The sequence below is a fragment of the Candidatus Pelagibacter sp. genome (assembly GCF_052049575.1).
Taxonomy (GTDB): domain Bacteria; phylum Pseudomonadota; class Alphaproteobacteria; order Pelagibacterales; family Pelagibacteraceae; genus Pelagibacter.
This window is the reverse complement of sequence record NZ_JBNGZQ010000002.1, coordinates 170,942-187,642: the sequence shown is the minus strand read 5'-3', so window position 1 is coordinate 187,642 and position 16,701 is coordinate 170,942. Positions and strand designations below refer to the sequence as shown.

At 26.6% G+C, this 16,701-nt stretch carries 19 protein-coding genes and 3 tRNA genes; 18 read left to right on the top strand and 4 right to left on the bottom strand.

The genetic code is table 11. The annotated features are described in order from the left end of the window. Positions 1–11: 11 nt before the first annotated feature. Complete coding sequence (locus ACTT9C_RS04555) at positions 12–269, top strand: succinate dehydrogenase assembly factor 2 (RefSeq protein WP_440923322.1); 258 nt, start codon at positions 12–14, stop codon at positions 267–269. 9 nt (positions 270–278) lie between these two features. Here ACTT9C_RS04555 and ACTT9C_RS04550 read toward each other — a convergent pair. Next, positions 279–368, bottom strand: a tRNA-Ser gene (locus tag ACTT9C_RS04550). A gap of 82 nt (positions 369–450) precedes the next feature. On the opposite strand from ACTT9C_RS04550, the gene rarD reads away from it, so the two are divergent. From rarD to ACTT9C_RS04505, 9 genes are read left to right on the top strand one after another with little or no spacing between them, the layout of a single operon-like run. Beyond that, complete coding sequence (rarD, locus tag ACTT9C_RS04545) at positions 451–1,329, top strand: EamA family transporter RarD (RefSeq protein WP_440923321.1); 879 nt, start codon at positions 451–453, stop codon at positions 1,327–1,329. Beyond that, positions 1,316–2,317 carry a lytic murein transglycosylase gene (locus ACTT9C_RS04540; protein ID WP_440923320.1) on the top strand — a complete coding sequence of 334 codons (1,002 nt, stop codon included), beginning with the start codon at positions 1,316–1,318 and terminating at the stop codon, positions 2,315–2,317. The genes rarD and ACTT9C_RS04540 overlap by 14 nt, the downstream gene beginning before the upstream one ends. Next, positions 2,307–3,059, top strand: a complete 753-nt coding sequence (locus tag ACTT9C_RS04535; RefSeq protein WP_440923319.1) for an SPOR domain-containing protein — start codon at positions 2,307–2,309, stop codon at positions 3,057–3,059. Before ACTT9C_RS04540 ends, ACTT9C_RS04535 begins: the two co-directional genes overlap by 11 nt. Beyond that, positions 3,052–4,203, top strand: coding sequence for a D-alanyl-D-alanine carboxypeptidase family protein (locus tag ACTT9C_RS04530; protein ID WP_440923318.1), 1,152 nt, complete (start codon positions 3,052–3,054; stop codon positions 4,201–4,203). Before ACTT9C_RS04535 ends, ACTT9C_RS04530 begins: the two co-directional genes overlap by 8 nt. Continuing rightward, positions 4,196–4,810, top strand: a complete 615-nt coding sequence (tmk, locus tag ACTT9C_RS04525) for a dTMP kinase (protein ID WP_440923317.1) — start codon at positions 4,196–4,198, stop codon at positions 4,808–4,810. Before ACTT9C_RS04530 ends, tmk begins: the two co-directional genes overlap by 8 nt. After that, positions 4,807–5,736 (top strand): AAA family ATPase, encoded by a 930-nt coding sequence (locus ACTT9C_RS04520; protein ID WP_440923316.1) that lies wholly within the window; start codon positions 4,807–4,809, stop codon positions 5,734–5,736. Before tmk ends, ACTT9C_RS04520 begins: the two co-directional genes overlap by 4 nt. Then, complete coding sequence (metG, locus tag ACTT9C_RS04515; protein ID WP_440923315.1) at positions 5,729–7,270, top strand: methionine--tRNA ligase; 1,542 nt, start codon at positions 5,729–5,731, stop codon at positions 7,268–7,270. Before ACTT9C_RS04520 ends, metG begins: the two co-directional genes overlap by 8 nt. Further along, positions 7,263–8,024 (top strand): TatD family hydrolase, encoded by a 762-nt coding sequence (locus ACTT9C_RS04510; protein ID WP_440923314.1) that lies wholly within the window; start codon positions 7,263–7,265, stop codon positions 8,022–8,024. The genes metG and ACTT9C_RS04510 overlap by 8 nt, the downstream gene beginning before the upstream one ends. 6 nt (positions 8,025–8,030) lie before the next feature. Continuing rightward, the gene (locus ACTT9C_RS04505) at positions 8,031–8,801 is read left to right on the top strand and encodes an MBL fold metallo-hydrolase (RefSeq protein WP_440923313.1); all 771 of its coding nucleotides are present in this window, start codon (positions 8,031–8,033) and stop codon (positions 8,799–8,801) included. On the opposite strand, the gene ACTT9C_RS04500 is transcribed toward ACTT9C_RS04505, so the two are convergent. Genes ACTT9C_RS04500 through ACTT9C_RS04490 form a run of 3 tightly spaced genes read right to left on the bottom strand, consistent with a single transcriptional unit; the run spans position 8,796 to position 10,970 of the window. Continuing rightward, positions 8,796–9,341, bottom strand: coding sequence for a glutathione peroxidase (locus tag ACTT9C_RS04500; protein ID WP_440923312.1), 546 nt, complete (start codon positions 9,339–9,341; stop codon positions 8,796–8,798). The genes ACTT9C_RS04505 and ACTT9C_RS04500 overlap by 6 nt on opposite strands. Before the next feature lie 9 nt (positions 9,342–9,350). Continuing rightward, positions 9,351–10,523: a Na+/H+ antiporter NhaA gene (gene nhaA, locus ACTT9C_RS04495; RefSeq protein WP_440923311.1), complete on the bottom strand. Its 1,173-nt coding sequence runs from the start codon at positions 10,521–10,523 to the stop codon at positions 9,351–9,353. Beyond that, positions 10,524–10,970 (bottom strand): zinc-ribbon domain-containing protein, encoded by a 447-nt coding sequence (locus tag ACTT9C_RS04490; protein WP_440923310.1) that lies wholly within the window; start codon positions 10,968–10,970, stop codon positions 10,524–10,526. It lies immediately after the preceding gene. A gap of 93 nt (positions 10,971–11,063) precedes the next feature. Here ACTT9C_RS04490 and ACTT9C_RS04485 point away from each other — a divergent pair. The 8 genes from ACTT9C_RS04485 (at position 11,064) to ACTT9C_RS04450 (ending at position 16,696) form a co-directional block, all read left to right on the top strand. Further along, positions 11,064–11,140: transfer RNA gene (locus tag ACTT9C_RS04485), tRNA-Pro, on the top strand. Positions 11,141–11,145: 5 nt separating this feature from the next. Then, complete coding sequence (locus ACTT9C_RS04480) at positions 11,146–11,427, top strand: ETC complex I subunit (protein ID WP_440923309.1); 282 nt, start codon at positions 11,146–11,148, stop codon at positions 11,425–11,427. A 3-nt stretch (positions 11,428–11,430) separates the two neighbouring features. Continuing rightward, positions 11,431–12,429: a putative transporter gene (locus ACTT9C_RS04475; protein WP_440923308.1), complete on the top strand. Its 999-nt coding sequence runs from the start codon at positions 11,431–11,433 to the stop codon at positions 12,427–12,429. Next, positions 12,429–13,379, top strand: a complete 951-nt coding sequence (gene glpX / locus ACTT9C_RS04470) for a class II fructose-bisphosphatase (RefSeq protein WP_440923307.1) — start codon at positions 12,429–12,431, stop codon at positions 13,377–13,379. Before ACTT9C_RS04475 ends, glpX begins: the two co-directional genes overlap by 1 nt. 35 nt (positions 13,380–13,414) lie before the next feature. Further along, positions 13,415–13,489, top strand: a tRNA-Glu gene (locus ACTT9C_RS04465). Between the two features lie 24 nt (positions 13,490–13,513). Continuing rightward, complete coding sequence (locus ACTT9C_RS04460; RefSeq protein WP_440923306.1) at positions 13,514–13,783, top strand: GIY-YIG nuclease family protein; 270 nt, start codon at positions 13,514–13,516, stop codon at positions 13,781–13,783. Further along, complete coding sequence (locus ACTT9C_RS04455; RefSeq protein WP_440923305.1) at positions 13,734–15,857, top strand: glycosyltransferase; 2,124 nt, start codon at positions 13,734–13,736, stop codon at positions 15,855–15,857. Before ACTT9C_RS04460 ends, ACTT9C_RS04455 begins: the two co-directional genes overlap by 50 nt. Then, the gene (locus ACTT9C_RS04450; protein ID WP_440923304.1) at positions 15,857–16,696 is read left to right on the top strand and encodes a glycosyltransferase family 2 protein; all 840 of its coding nucleotides are present in this window, start codon (positions 15,857–15,859) and stop codon (positions 16,694–16,696) included. Before ACTT9C_RS04455 ends, ACTT9C_RS04450 begins: the two co-directional genes overlap by 1 nt. Positions 16,697–16,701: the final 5 nt, after the last annotated feature.

The window sequence follows — 16,701 nt, the reverse complement described above, 5'->3', positions numbered from 1 at the left end:
ATATTCTTATTATGACCGTTGATATAGAACAAATTAAAAAAAAAATTATTTACAGATCAAATTATCGTGGCACAAAAGAAATGGATAAACTTTTAGGCGCATTCACAAGAAAATATCTAGATCAATTAAACGAGGTAGATCTTAATCAATTGATTAAACTTTTAGAAATTGATGATAATAATCTTTATAATTTCTATAATGGATTAAACACAGACATTCAATTTGAAGATAATAAAATTAATAATTTATTTAAAAATTTTAAATATTGAAACTTTTGATGGCGGAGAGACTGGGATTCGAACCCAGGAAAGAGTTGCCCCTTTGCCGGTTTTCAAGACCGGTGCTTTCAACCGCTCAGCCATCTCTCCGTGAGCAAGGTTTTATAATTATAATTATTTAATTCAACCATAAAATAGTCTATTAAACGTTTATTATCTATTTCATTATTTTATGAACCAGCATTTTAATAAAGGATTAATACTTACATCTTTGGGATCCTTCTGGTGGGGTTTTATTGGTGTTATATATTTTGAATATGTTGCCTTTATAGGACATGTTGAGTTAGTTGTTCACAGATGTTTATGGACTGCTGTTATGTTAGTGATGACGACTCTCTTTTTTAAAAAATGGAAACTTTTTATTAGAAGCATTTCAAATAAAAAAAATCTTTTTTATCTTTTTATCTCAGGTTCATTAATATTTATTAATTGGGCTATTTGGATTTACGCTGTAGCTACGGAAAGAATAATAGATGCTAGTTTTGGTTACTTTATTATGCCAATTATAAGTGTTTTATTGGGATACATTTTTTTTAAGGAAAAATTGAATAAAAAAAGAATTTTTTCAATTTTATTAGTAATCATATCTATTTTAATTATGATTTTTCTTAATATAAAAACACTTCCATGGGTCGGTATAATCGTAGCTTTGAGTTGGGCATTTTATAATCTAGTAAGAAAAAAAATTGATATAGAAACTGATATAGGACTTTTAATAGAGAGTTTATATATTTTTCCTTTTGCTCTTATTGTCTTTTACTTTATTTTTGATAGGGGATTAAATGACTTTAGTTTGTCTAGCCCAGGTCTGAGTATGTTTCTATTATTAGCGGGACCCATGACTGTGATTCCTTTATTTTTATACGTAAGAGGTGTTGAATTAATCGGGCTTGGAGCTACCGGGATGATTTTTTATATTACGCCTACCTTACAGTTTATTTTAGGCTACTTTTATTACAATGAGGATTTTTCACTAATTAAATTAGTGAGTTTTATTATTATCTGGATTGCTGTAATTATATATCTTAAAGATCTTTATGAAACTAATTAGCCAAATATCTTTTTTATTTTTACTAACAATATTGAATTGTTATTCTAGTGAAAATATCAATTTCAATGAATGGAAAAAAAATTTCAAAAAAGTGGCATTAGCAAATGATATTTCAGAACAGACTTTTGATACAACAATGCAAAATGCAAGATTTTTACCTAAAGTTATTGAATACGATCGATTTCAACCAGAGTTTTATGAGGACACAAAAACATATATTGGCAAACGTACTTCAACTAAAAAATTAAAAAAGGGTGTAGATTTTTATGAAAATAATTCAAATCTTATAAATTTAGTTGAAAAAAATTTTGGAGTAGAAAAAGAATTACTTTTATCTTTAATGGGCATCGAGACTAACTTTGGCACTTATGTTGGAAAAATGGATATAATATCATCATTAGCAACATTAAGTTATGATAAAAGAAGATCAGAGTTTTTTTCAAATGAACTCTTAACTTTATTGAAATTAATTGATGATAATCAAATAGATTATAAAACATTGTATGGATCATGGGCAGGTGCATTTGGTTTTTTTCAATTTATGCCATCAACAATTAAAAATTATGCTTTTGACTACAATAAGGATGATTATATTGATTTGAAAAATTCAGAAGATGCATATGCATCTGCTGCTAATTATTTAAATAAGATTGGGTGGAAAAAAAATGATCTTTGTTTTAAGAAAATTGAATTAGATGAAAATATTCCAATTAAATTTTTGAACGTATCAGCTAGAAAATTGCATAGTAAAAAGAAAATTAAATCTTTTAAAAAATATATTAAAAATTATTCTGAATTAAACATAAAAAATGAAAACCAGAAAATAGCAATTATAACACCAGACAAAGATATTATACCGGATGCACAAACTTTAAATCCTGCTTATATAGTTTTTGATAATTACGAAATAATTTTACAATGGAATAGATCTTTAAGATTTGCACTTGCTGTGTGTACTTTAAAGGATAAATTAAAAAATGAAATTTAATATTTTTATTATTTTAAGTACCTTATTTTTTTTATTAAGTTGTGATCAAACTGCTATTAATCAAAGTAAGAAATTAGATATTACATTTGACAAAAAATATAAAAATAGTGGATTTTCTCTTATTTATAATGACGATTTAAAAATTAAAAAAATTGATCAAAGATCATTAACAATATTTCATAAAAATCTAAAAAGAAAATCAAATGTGAAAATTACTAATCCTTTAAATGGAAAATCACTTATTGCAGAAGTAAAATCAAACAAAGTAAAATTTTCACCATTTTACAATTCAATTATCACTCAAAGAATTGCTGAGGAGTTAGAACTTGATTTAAAAGAACCTTATATAGATATAGTCTTGATTTCAAAAAATTCTACATATATCGCCAAAAAGACTAAAACTTTTGAGGAAGAAAAAAAAGTCGCTGAAAAGGCACCTATAGATGGTATTAAAATTAGTGATCTAAACTCATCCAATAAAACTAAAAAAAAATTACAAAAAAATAATAAATTTTCTTATTATATTAAGGTAGCTGATTTTTATTATAAAAAATCTGCTAAAAATATGAGTAATAAAATTAAAAGTGAAGTTAAATTAAAAAATATTAAAATCATTGAACTTACTAAAACTAATTATAGGTTATTATTGGGACCATTTAGTGATATACAGTCACTTAAGGACTCATTTGAAAAAATGAATTCTTTGTATTTTGAAAATCTAGAAATAATTAAAGATGCTTAAAAAAATTTTTATCATTATCTCATTATATTTATCTCTAATTTTTTCTGTTAATGCGAATATTGACATAAAAGCTAGAACAGCAATATTACAAGATTTCTTATCTGGAGAAATTTTATATGAAAAAGATCCAGATAGATCAATTTATCCAGCTTCAATGACTAAGATAATGACATCAATAATTGCTTTTGATTTGATAAAATCAGGTGATTTATCCTTAGATGATAAATTTATAATTTCTGAAAAAGCATGGAGATTATCAACCGCAGGTTATTCATCTATGTTTATAATGGTTGGTGATGAGGTTTCTGTAAAGGATTTACTATTAGGTATAATTGTTGCATCTGGTAATGACGCATGTATTGCACTTTCGGAAGGAATAGCTGGTACTGAGGAAGAATTTGCAATCTTAATGACATCTAAAGCAAAAGAATTAGGAATGGAAAATACTAACTTCGCGAATTCATCTGGTATTAATGATCCAGATAATTATTCAACGGTTAGAGATATCCTGATCATGTCTAATTATTTAATTAAGGAACATCCAAAATATTATGAGTGGTTTGCAGAAAAAGAATTTACGTGGAATAGAACAGGAGGTGATCCAATTACACAAGGTAACAGAAATCCTCTTCTTTACAAAAATATTGGTGCTGATGGTATTAAAACAGGTTACTTGGCTGTTGAAAAATATTCCTTAGCGTCGTCAATTAATAGAAAGGGGAGAAGGTTAATTGCTGTTGGAAGCGGATTTGAAACCAAAAGTTCAAGATCAAGAGAAAGTTCAAGATTATTAACTTATGGATTAACAAATTTTGATCTAGTTGAGATAAATAAAGCTAATAAACCTATTGATAAAGTAGAGGTATGGCTTGGTAAACAAAGCTATGTTGATGTGCATGTTGATACTGATATTTATAAAACAATCAAAAAGGCAAAAAAAAGATTATTAAAGATATCCTTGAAATATGACGGACCAATAGAGGCACCAATTAAAAAAAATCAAAAAATTGGAACTTACAGAGTGGTATATGATCAAGAATTGATAGGTGAATATGATCTATTAGCGTCTAATGATGTTCAAAAAGTAAATATTTTTACTAGATTAATTAAATCATTGAATTATTTAATCTGGGGCGATGTCTAGAAAACCTGTTATTGTTTTTGAGGGTATTGAAGGAAGTGGGAAGACTCATCATTTAAATAAAATTTCAAAATATCTTAAAGAAAGAAAACTTTCTTTTATCAAGATCAGAGAACCAGGAGGAAGTTTAAATTCAGAAAAAATAAGAAAATTGATACTTAATAAAAAATCCAATTTTAATAAAAATACAGATTTGCTGCTTTATTTAGCTTCTAGAAGTGAAAATATCAATCTACTAAGAAAATATTACAAAAAAAAAATTATATTAATAGATAGATTTGTCGATTCAACTATTGCGTATCAACACTATGGTATGGGTGTAAATTTAGATTTAATAAAGAGAATTAACAAATATATTTTATCAAATTTTAAAGTCTCTTTTACTTTTTTAAACCTAGTAAATCATAAAAATATGTTAAAGCGACTTAGATTAAGAAAATCTACTAACAGGTATGATAATTTCGAAAAAAATTTTTACAATAAAGTTCAAAAAGGTTTTGTAAAACTATCAAATAAAAATAAAAGAAAATACCAAATAATTGACTCAAATTTAAATATTAAGTTGAATGAAAAATATGTTTTAAAGAAAATTAAAAAATTGATAAAATGAGCCTAAGTCCTATAAATCAAACTAATTTGTTTTCACTCGATAACTATCTGTTAGAATTTGTAGAACTTTATAAGAAAAAAAGATTACCTACAAAAATTTTACTTAGTGGTGACAAAGGTTTGGGTAAGTCAACTTTAGCATTTCATCTAGTAAATTATATATTGTCAATTAATGAAGAATATCCCTATATTATTAAAGAATCTAAAATTAATCCTGACAATAAATCTTATAAGCTTGCAATTAATGGATCAAATCCCAACTTATTATTAGTTGATACCTTAAGTGAAAAAAAAAATATTGATATTAATCAAATTAGAGAATTAATTAATAATTTGAATAAATCATCTTTTAATAACAGGGAAAGATTTATAATTATAGATAATATTGAAACATTAAATATTTCGTCTATTAATGCACTTTTAAAAGTTTTAGAGGAACCACCATCAAACACTTATTTTATATTGATAAATAACGATAGATTTATTTTACCTACTTTAAAATCGAGATGTATCAATTTTAAAATATCTTTAGATCACAAAACTTCGATTTCAGTTATTAATAAGATTTTAGATAATGATATTATGAAATTTATTAATAAAGATTTGATAAACTACTATTTAACACCTGGACAGGTATTTCATTTAATTGAATTTTTTAAAATACAGAAACATGATTTAAAGGATTATGATTTAAGAAGTTTTTTAAAACTTGTTATTAAAGATAATTTGTATAAAAAAGATACTTTAATTAAAGATATAATATTTCAATATATTGAGTTTTATTTTTTAACAAAATTAAAATTAGCAAAATCAAAAACTTTTGATTATTATGATTATTTTTTAAAGAGAATAAATGACACTAAAAAATTTAATTTAGATGAAGAGTCTTTATTTATGGAATTTGAATATAAAATTTTGAATGGGTAAAAATTTTTATATTACTACTCCGATATATTACCCATCTGGAAAACCTCATATGGGGCATGCATATTCGAGTATTATAGCTGACTTTTTTGCGCGATTTAAATCAATCGATGATTATAAAGTTTATTTTTTAACTGGTACAGATGAGCATGGTTTGAAGATACAAAGATCAGCTGAAAAAGCGGGTAAGAATCCTAAGGAATTCTGCGATCAAATTAGTCAAACATTTAAAGATCTCTCAAAAACATTAAATTTATCTAATACGGATTTTATAAGAACTACTGAGGATAGACATAAAAAAACAGTTCAGCATCTCTGGTCTCTTCTTGAAAAAAATGATGACATTTATCTATCAAATTATTCTGGATGGTATTCAGTCTCAGATGAGGCTTTCTACAATGAAGATGAAATAGAGGAAATAAATGGAAAAAAAATTGCAAAATCGTCAAAATCTAACGTTGAATGGATAGAGGAGGAGTCTTATTTTTTTCGACTTTCTAAATGGCAAAAACCTTTATTAGAATTTTATGAAAATAATCCGGATTTTATATTACCTGTGTCTAGAAAAAACGAGGTAATTAGTTTTGTAAAAAGTGGTCTTAAAGATCTTTCTGTAAGTCGTAAAACTTTTACATGGGGAATTCCAGTTCCTAGTAACGATAAACATATTATTTATGTATGGCTCGATGCATTAACAAATTATTTAAGTGCTTTAAATTATCCAGATACAAATGATGAACTTTTTAAAAAATTTTGGCCAGCATCTATCCATTTGATTGGTAAAGATATCCTAAGATTTCATGCAGTTTATTGGCCTGCTTTCCTTTTAGCTGCTAAAATTGAATTACCAAAGAAAGTTTATGGTCATGGTTGGATATTATCTGGTGAAGAAAAAATGTCAAAATCTAAGGGAAACATTTTAGATCCATTAAAAATTATTGAAGAATACGGTTTAGACCCTTTGAGATATTATTTGATTAAGGAAGTTTCATTTGGAAACGATGGTAATATTTCTCAAGAAAGACTTGAGGATTGTATAAATAGCGATTTAGCAAATAATTATGGTAATTTATGTCAAAGAGTTACTGCTTTTGCGATGAAAAATTGTGATGGAAAAATTCCTACAAAAATTGATTTTCAACCAGATGATTTAAAGATATTAAATAAATTTCAAGAAAATTTAGATACTATAAGGTCTAAAATAAATGAACAAAATATAAATTTTTATATAGATTTCATTGTTAATTCTCTATTTGACGCAAACAAATACTTTAATGATCAAGAACCATGGAAAAAAAAGGATAATTTAATTAGGTTAAATACTATAGTTTATACAACGTTAGAAATAGTCAGGAAAATTAGCTTTTTACTTTATCCAATTATTCCCGAAACATCATTGCAAGCATTAAAAATTTTTAATTTATCAGAAAAAGATATCAAATTAGAAACTATTTCTAATAATGAATTTATTATTAAAGGTAATATGATAAATAAGATAGATATATTGATTAAGAAAATAGAGAAAGAAAATGATTGACTCACATTGCCATCTAGATCATGAACCCCTACTTAGTGATCTTTCAAATGTGCTTAAAAGATCCAAAAATGTTGGTATTAAAAAGTTATTAACTATATCAACATCTTTTGAGAGTTTTTCTAGAATTAAAGATATAGTTAATAAAGATGAAATCATATATGGAACAGTGGGAATACATCCTCATGAAAGTGACACTAATACAATAACTAAGAATGAAATAGTTAAAAATCTTAAAGAAAACCCTAAAATAATTGGAATAGGAGAAACAGGATTAGATTATTACTATAATAACAGTGATAAAGAGAAACAAATAACTAGTTTTAAAACACATATTGAAGCAGCAATAGAGTGTGACGTTCCTATTATTATACATTCAAGAAATGCAGAGGATGATACCTTTAATATACTCAATGAGTATAAAGGACATAACCCAAGAATTTTGATGCACTGTTTCACTGGATCAAAAAAATTTTCAGAAAAACTTCTTAAATTAAATTCTTATTTTTCAGCAAGTGGAATTATAACTTTTAAAAATTCAGTTGATCTTCAAGAAACCTTTAGATCTCTACCATTAGATAAACTTTTAATAGAAACTGATAGTCCATATTTGGCACCTGTGCCTAATCGAGGAAAAAAAAATGAACCATCCTTTATTGATTTTACAGCTGAAAAATTAGCACAAATTAAAAATGTATCCAAATCAGATCTCATAGAATTCACTTCGAACAACTTTAATAAATTATTCTTTAATTAAAATATTATGAAATTTATCATTCTAGGATGTGGGAGTTCAATGGGTGTACCAAGACCAGATGGTTTCTTTGGAAATTGTGATCCAAAAAACAAAAAAAATTATCGTTCAAGGTGTTCTGGTTTTATAAAGACCTCTTATGAAAATATTCTTATCGATACATCGCCAGATTTAAGACATCAATTACTAAGACACAAAATTAAAAAGATAGATAAAGTTTTATATTCACATATGCATGGAGATCAAACACATGGTATAAATGATTTAAGGGCATTTTATATTAATTCAAAAAAACAAGTTAATGTATATGCTGATAAAGACACTTCTAATTATTTAAAAAAAACTTTTTCATATATTTTTAAAAGTTACTCAAGAGAATATCCAGCAACTCTAAAATTACATATACTAAAAAAAATTTTATCAGTTAAAAATTACAATAAAATTATAAAGATAAGATCAATTAAAGTTGATCATGGTAAAGTCAAATCAAATTGTTTTATAATAGATAAAAAAATTGCATATATAAGTGATGTAAGTAAAATTTATAAAAAAGATTACAAATATTTCAAAAATCTCAAATTTTTGATAATTGATTGTTTATGGTACAAACCACACCCATCTCATTTCAATTTAGAAGCATCTTTATCAATGATAAAAAAATTTAATCCCAAGAAAGCAATCTTGACGAACTTATCCCCAGTGTTAGATTATAATGATCTTAAGAGAACTTTACCAAAGAATGTTATTCCTGCTCATGATGGATTAACAATTAACTTATAAGATTTTTTCAATTATATTTGTTATTTTTTTAGACATTGGATTTGTAAATGATGAAAAGGTATTTTCTATTTTTCCTTGTCGATTAATTAAAATTTTATAAAAATTCCATTTTGGAATTGCGGATTTTCCGTAATTTTCTTTTGCCCACTGATATATTTCATGTGCATTTTCACCTTTTACATCGGTAATTGATGTTAATGGAAAATCTATATCAAAATTTACTTCACAAAATTCTTTAATTTCAGAATTTGAATTTTTTTCTTGGTTAAAGGAATTAGATGGAAAACCTAAAACAATTAAACCCTTGGATTTGTATTTCCCCCAAAGTGTTTGTAACTCAGCATATTGTTTTGTAAAACCACAATAGCTAGCAGTATTTACAATTAAAACAACTTTATTTTTATAGTCATTCAAATCAATAATTTCTCCCGAAATATCTTCTACCTTAAAGTCAAAAAAAATCTTGTCATAATTTGCAGTTGCTGAATTTTTAAAAAAAAACATGATTATAGTTAATCCTATGATTGTAAATTTTTTCATCAATATAAATTACTTATTTGGGGTGAGTAATATCAAAAAGTAGCCAAATAAAGTTGATAATAATGACCCAGTCAATACTCCGATTTTTACACCATCCATATATTGCATATTGTCAACAAAAGCTAAGTTTCCAACAAAAAGACTCATTGTGAAACCAATACCTGTCAATACACCTACACCATAAAAATTATACCAACTCGTGTTATTTGGCATCTGAGCTATTTTTGTTTTTATAGCAATATATGAAAAAGCAAATACACCTAATTGCTTACCTAAAAATAACCCTAAAACTATTCCTAATGGTACTTTATCTAGCAAAGAGCTAAGAGATAAACCCTCTAATGAAACACCAGCATTTGCAAATGCAAATAAAGGCATAATACCAAAAGCAACATAAGGGCTTATTGAGTGTTCAATTTTGATTAATAAAGAAAAATCTTTTTCTTTTTTACGATGAGGGATTGTCATTGCTAACAAAACACCAGCAATTGTTGCATGTATTCCAGAATTATGAGTAAAATCCCAAAGAAAAATACCAACAATCAAATAAGGTAAGAATTTTTTAATGTTAAATTTATTAACAACTAGCAAGATTAAAAATGCTAATAACATTAGACTTAAATATTTAATACTTAAGTCTCCTGAATAAAATAGCGCTATAATAACGATAGCACCCAAATCATCTATTATTGCAAGAGCAGTTAAAAAGACTTTTAATGATAATGGTACTCTTTTTCCCAATAAAGATAATACTCCAAGTGAGAAAGCAATATCAGTGGCGGAGGGGATTGCCCATCCATTCATTGTTTCACTATCTCCAAAATTGATAAATACATAAAATAATGCAGGGATTAACATTCCGCCAACTGCCGCAATTATTGGGAGTAGGGCTTGTTTTATATTGGAAAGTTCACCCTGTAAAAATTCTCTTTTTATCTCAAGAGTGACAAAAAAAAAGAATATTGCCATTAAAGCATCATTTATCCAATGAAGAACTGATAATTTTAATCCAAAATCATTTATACCAATGAATAAATATTGATTTAAAGTTGAAAAATATAATTCTGATAAACCTGAATTACTTATTATTAATGCAATTATTGCTGCAAATAATAAAACTAAACCACTAGCGGCTTCAAGCTTAAAAAACCAAATAAAGGGTTTGGATAAATAATTAATCATCTAATTCAGATCTTTAGCAAAAAGTATCAAATCTCTCAAGGTTTCAAATAAATTATATAATACAAGTTCTAAATTCGGGAAAATATTGCTTAATGGGTCCTTGAATGTGTCTAATACAATTATGATTGCGACAAAAGTTATTATAGAAACAATTATATAACTTAAAAATTTTCCAAAGGTAAAATTATATTTTGGTTTGTATTTGACTAGTTCTGATCCTGGTTTTATAGGTTTTTTGGATACTGATTTATTAATATTTTCATCTTTATATAAAATCTTTTTTTGCTTAGCAGGCTTATCAATTAATGGCTCTGTCTGTTCGCTAACATTTTTATTAAAGAACCACGTTTGATTACAAGAACCACATTTTAATAATCTACCTTTATCTGGGATCAATTTTTCATCCACATCGAAATTTTTTCCACACGATGGACAAACAATTATCATAAGGTTTTTATAACAGATTCTGATTAAAAATCCCTTGTTTTACACATCTTTATACATTGAAAAAATAAATAAGTGCTGTATTAGTACTTGTTCCGGAGTGTAGCGCAGCCTGGTAGCGCATCTGGTTTGGGACCAGAGGGTCGCAGGTTCAAATCCTGCCACTCCGACCATTATGATGAAAAAAGCTAAAATTTATAAACCTAACAAAACAGCTACGCAGTCAGGTCTAGGAAAAACTAATAAATGGATATTAGAATTTGAGACTCAAGATCCTACTAAAAACCCTTTAATGGGCTGGGAAAGTTCCTCTGATACATATACAGAATTGAAGATGGAATTTTCTACTAAAGAATTAGCAATCAACTATGCAAAAAAAAAGAAAATTGATTTTGAATTAATTGAACCAAAAAAAAGAAAAATTATAAAAAAGTCTTACGCAGATAATTTTTTAAATTAAGATATGTTTAAGTTTTTTACAGACAAAAAATGGCATTTGTGGAGTATTGGAGGGACAATACTTATTTTAGCAGCAACGTGGTATCAAGTTCAACTAGATGTAAGAATTAATGAATGGTTTGGTGAGTTCTATGATACTTTACAAAAAGCACTAGCTGAACCAGGAGCAGTGACAGAAAAAGAGTTTATTGCTTATTTGTTTACATTTGCAAAGATTGCTGCTGTTTATATTTTGGTTGTAATATTTAGTGATTATTTTACAAGTCATTGGACTTTTAGGTGGAGAACAGCAATGGCTGATTTTTATCATGATAAGTGGAATTTTGCCTCATCAATTGAAGGTGCCTCTCAAAGAGTGCAAGAAGATACTCTTAAATTTGCAAGAATAATGGAAGGTTTAGGTGCTGAACTTTTAAGAAGCATTATGACACTAATTGCATTCACTCCAATTTTATGGGGTCTATCAAAAAGTATTACAGTTCTACCTTGGATAGGTGAAGTGAATCACGCTTTGGTATGGGTTGCTATTGTTTCAGCACTTGGAGGAACTTTTTTACTTGCATCTGTGGGAATAAAATTACCTGGTATTGAGTATGATATTCAAAAAGAAGAGGCAGCTTATCGAAAAGAATTAGTTCTTGGTGAAGATTTTAAAGAAAGTGCTCAGCCAGCTAGAATAGATAGCTTATATGGTGGTGTGAGAAAAATACATTATAAAATGTACTTTCATTATTTATATTTTAATGCTGTTAAATGGAGCTACCTACAAGGAATGGTAATAGTTCCATACTTAGCTTTAGCACCAACAATAGTTACTGGAGCAATCACATTAGGTTTTGTTCAACAAATTATAAGAGCTTTTGGAAGAGTAGAAACCTCATTACAATATTTGGTTAGAAGTTGGCCTATAATAGTTGAATTAATTTCTGTTTGGAAAAGACTTAACGAATTTGAAAATAAACTTAAGATAAATACAGAACAAATTTCTAGAGAAAAAATTTAGTGCCATTAAATAAAGATTTAGTAGAAAAGATCATAAATGTGACATCCAAAGCAGCTATTTCTTGTTATAAGTTTATAGGTAAAAATCAAAAAAAAAAAGCTGACAAAGCTGCTACAGACTCAATGAGGAATGAAATTAATAAAATTGACATTAATGGTGAAGTTGTAATAGGTGAGGGCGAACTCGATGAAGCTCCTATGCTTTATATTGGGGAAAAGCTTGGTAAGGGAGGTTTTTTAAACCTTGATATTGCAGTAGACCCAGTTGAAGGTACAAATTTCGTCGCAAAAAATTTACCAGGTGCTTTATCCGTTATATCTGTAGCTGAAAAGGGAAACCTTTTTAATGCTCCAGAAACATATATGGATAAAATTGCAGTTTCAAGTGATGTACCTAATGAGGCAACAGATTTAGATTTTCCTTTAGAAAAAAATATTAAAAATATAGCTGAAGCATTAAATAAGAATATTCATGATGTTACAGCATGTTTATTAGACCGACCTAGACACAAAAAGATAATTGATAAACTCAAAGAAATGAGAGTAAAAATGAGGCTAATTACTGATGGTGATGTATTAGGTGCTTTAATGGTTACAGAAAAAAAATTTAATACTGATATTTTTCTTGGTATAGGAGGAGGTCCCGAAGGCGTTTTGGCAGCATCAGCTATTGATGCATACAAATGTAAATTTCAAGGAAGATTTATATTTGAAAACGATAAAGATATCTCTAGAGCCAAAAAAATGGGTATAGTTGATTTAGAAAAAAAATATGACTTAAAAGAAATTGTAAAAGGTGACTCAATATTTTGTGCTACAGGCATTACTAGTGGAGAATTAGTAAAAGGTATAAAATTTAAAGATAACAAGTATATTACAGAAACTTTGGTTACACACAAAGGCTCTAATATGTGTAAAATTGTTGTAAGAGAAGACACTATAAAAACTTGATAATTTTTATTTTTTACAATAAAAGAGCCAGATTTGGTCCCTTCGTCTATCGGTTAGGACACGTGGTTTTCATCCTCGAAAGAGGGGTTCGATTCCCCTAGGGACCGCCATTAATTATGACCTATTTTGTTTATATGTTAAAAAACATAGATAGGAAAACCACAAAAACATATGTAGGTTTTACCAATAATATAGCTGAAAGATTAAAAAAGCATAACTCAAATAAGGGTGCAAAATCAACAAAAGGTTATAAGTGGATAGTTATTTATAAGAAAAGATTTATAAATAAAAATGAGGCTTTATCTTATGAATATAGTCTTAAAAAAGACAAAAAAGAGAGATTAAAACTACTTAATGAATTCATTAAATCAAAAGATAAAAATAGCAACAATATTACCCTATAAAGAAAATTACACTTACTCAAGCGCACAAGCAGCAGCTATATGGGTTTGTGATTTTTACAAATACTCAAAATATAATAAAGATAATTTTATATTCGGAAATACACAAGGTAAAGATTATCTCACAAAAAATTACATTAATGTTCCAATACAATTTAAAAAATCAAAATTTGTAAGTACAACAAGAGAATATTGTCAAAATTTTATTAAAAAAATTAAGAATGATAATTTTGAAATTATAGAAATTCATAATAGACCACAAATTTTAAATATTCTTAAAAAAGAAATAAAAACAAAATTTATTCTTTATTTTCACAATGACCCATTAAGTATGAAGGGGTCTAAAACCTCCTCTGAGCGTTTGAATTTACTTAATATTGCTGACAAAATTATTTTTGTTAGTCAATGGACACAAAAAAGATTTTTTAATGATTTAGACAAAAAATTAATAGATAAAACTGAAGTTGTCTATCCCAGCATTCATAAGAGTAAAAAAATTTATAAAAAAAACAAAAATATTATTTTTGTTGGCAAGTTAAATAAATCAAAAGGTTATGACATCTATAAAGAAGCCATTATTAAAATACTTGATGAATATAAGAATTGGAAAGCTTACTCTATTGGTGATGAAGATAGAGATAGACCATATATAAATCATCCAAGACATAATGAACTCGGATTTTTAGAACATAGAAATGTTTTAAAATTTTTAGATAAATCAGAGATTGCTGTGGTACCATCAAGATGGGAAGAGCCTTTTGGTAGAACTGCTTTAGAGTCCTCTTCTAGAGCATGCGCTACAATTATTTCAAATAGAGGTGGACTGCCTGAGACAACTGATTATTCTTTAGTACTTAAAAATTTAGATTCTGAAACTTTATATAAATCAATAAAAAAACTTATTACTAATTCAAGATTTAGAAAGAATTTACAATTTAATGGTTTTAAAAATGTAAAACATACAATCAAATCGAATGCTAAAATTATTGACGAAATTAGATCTAAACTAATCCACAACTTCAATCTTAATTTTATAAAAAAGAAACTAAGAATTATCAATTTATATAATACTGGACAAAAACTTAATCATAGGCTCTACAATATTTCTATAGGTAAAAAATTTACAAACGGTTTAATTAGAAATGGCCATGATGTCCTGGAGATAAGTGATAGAGATTTTATTCGTCAAAATAGATTTCTTACGATTAATTCAAATCAAAAATTTCAGGATTATTTAATTGAAACTTTTAAAAATTATAATCCTGATTTATTCTTATTTGGCCACACTAAAAATATAGAACCAAATTCAATAAGAACTATTAGAGAACAGAATAAAAATTTAGTAATTTCACAATGGAATGAAGATCCTATAATGCCTTCATTAAGTTATTCAAAAAAAAATCTCAAAAATATTTCACTTTATAGCGATTTAGTAGACCATAATTTTATTACAACTGATCCAGAAATTTTAAAAAAACAAAAATTTAAGATTAAAAATGTTAGTTTCTTCTTTATACCAGTCGATAAGAATATTGAGTGCTTTGATGTATTTAGTTTAAATCCCTCGATGGACTTATTTTACGCGATGAGTCATGGTGTAAATAGAGCGTCTCTAAAAACCGACAAAATAGATAATAGAATAATTTTTTTAAATAAATTAACTGAAAAATTAAAAGATATTAATTGTGATTTCTACGGTTTTAAAAATAAAGAACCAATTTGGGGTAATAATTTTTACCAGGCGCTTGTTAATTCAAAAATGGGCTTAAATCTCAGTAGAGGACTACCAACAAAATATTACTCAAGCAATCGGATAGCATCTTTAATTGGAAATGGGCTTTTAACATTTATTGATAAAAAAACCCAACTTGGAGACTTCTTTAATAATAATGAAATAATTCTTTATGATAATATTAATGATCTTTCAGAAAAAATTAAATTTTATAAGAATAATTCGAAGATAAGAATTAAAATTGCCAGAAACGGTAAGAAAAAATATTTCAAATTATTTAATGAATTAAAAATTACAAAATATATAGTAGATAAATCCTTAGGCACCAATTCAAAATTATTTTAATGAAGTTTTCAATTATTGTTCCAACTTTAAATAATCTAGATTATTTAAAGATATTAATCTCAAGTATTGAGAAAAATTCAACTTTTGATCACGAAATTATAATACATGTTAATGAAAATTTAGATAATACGATTGAATTTTTAAAACAAAAAAAAATTAAATATACTTATTCTGAAACAAATATTGGATTATGTAGTGCTGTTAATAAAGCTGCAAAATTAGCAACTACTCAGTATATTCTTTACACACATGATGACATGTATTTTTTACCTTCATGGGACTCAATTCTAAAAAAAGAAATTGAATTATTAGATACAAAATTTTTTTATTTATCTGGAACAATGATACAAAGAAAAGGTGCAGATTTGACTCTTGATGCTGGTAATGATCATAAGGATTTTAATGAACAATATCTTTTAGACAATTATCAAAAAATTAATATCACTGATCATCAAGGATCTCATTGGGCACCACATTTAATAAATAAGGATGTTTGGAATTTAGTAAAGGGTTTTAGTGTAGAATTTGATCCAGGTGATGGGTCTGACTCCGACTTAAATATGAAGCTATGGAATTGTGGTGTAAGAATATTTAAAGGTCTAAACGATTTTAAAGTTTATCATTTTGGATCTATATCAATGAGAAAAAAAAAGAACATAATAAAGAACAATGGAACAAAAACATTTTTAAAAAAATGGGGTATAACACCTAAATTTTTCTTTAAATATTATTTAAAAACAGGTTGTAAATATGATGGTCCGTTAAAAAATCCCAAAAAGCCTCTAAGTTATTTTATCGGTTTAATGATTTGTAAAATTAAAAAAGGTTTTTCTTATTGAAATTT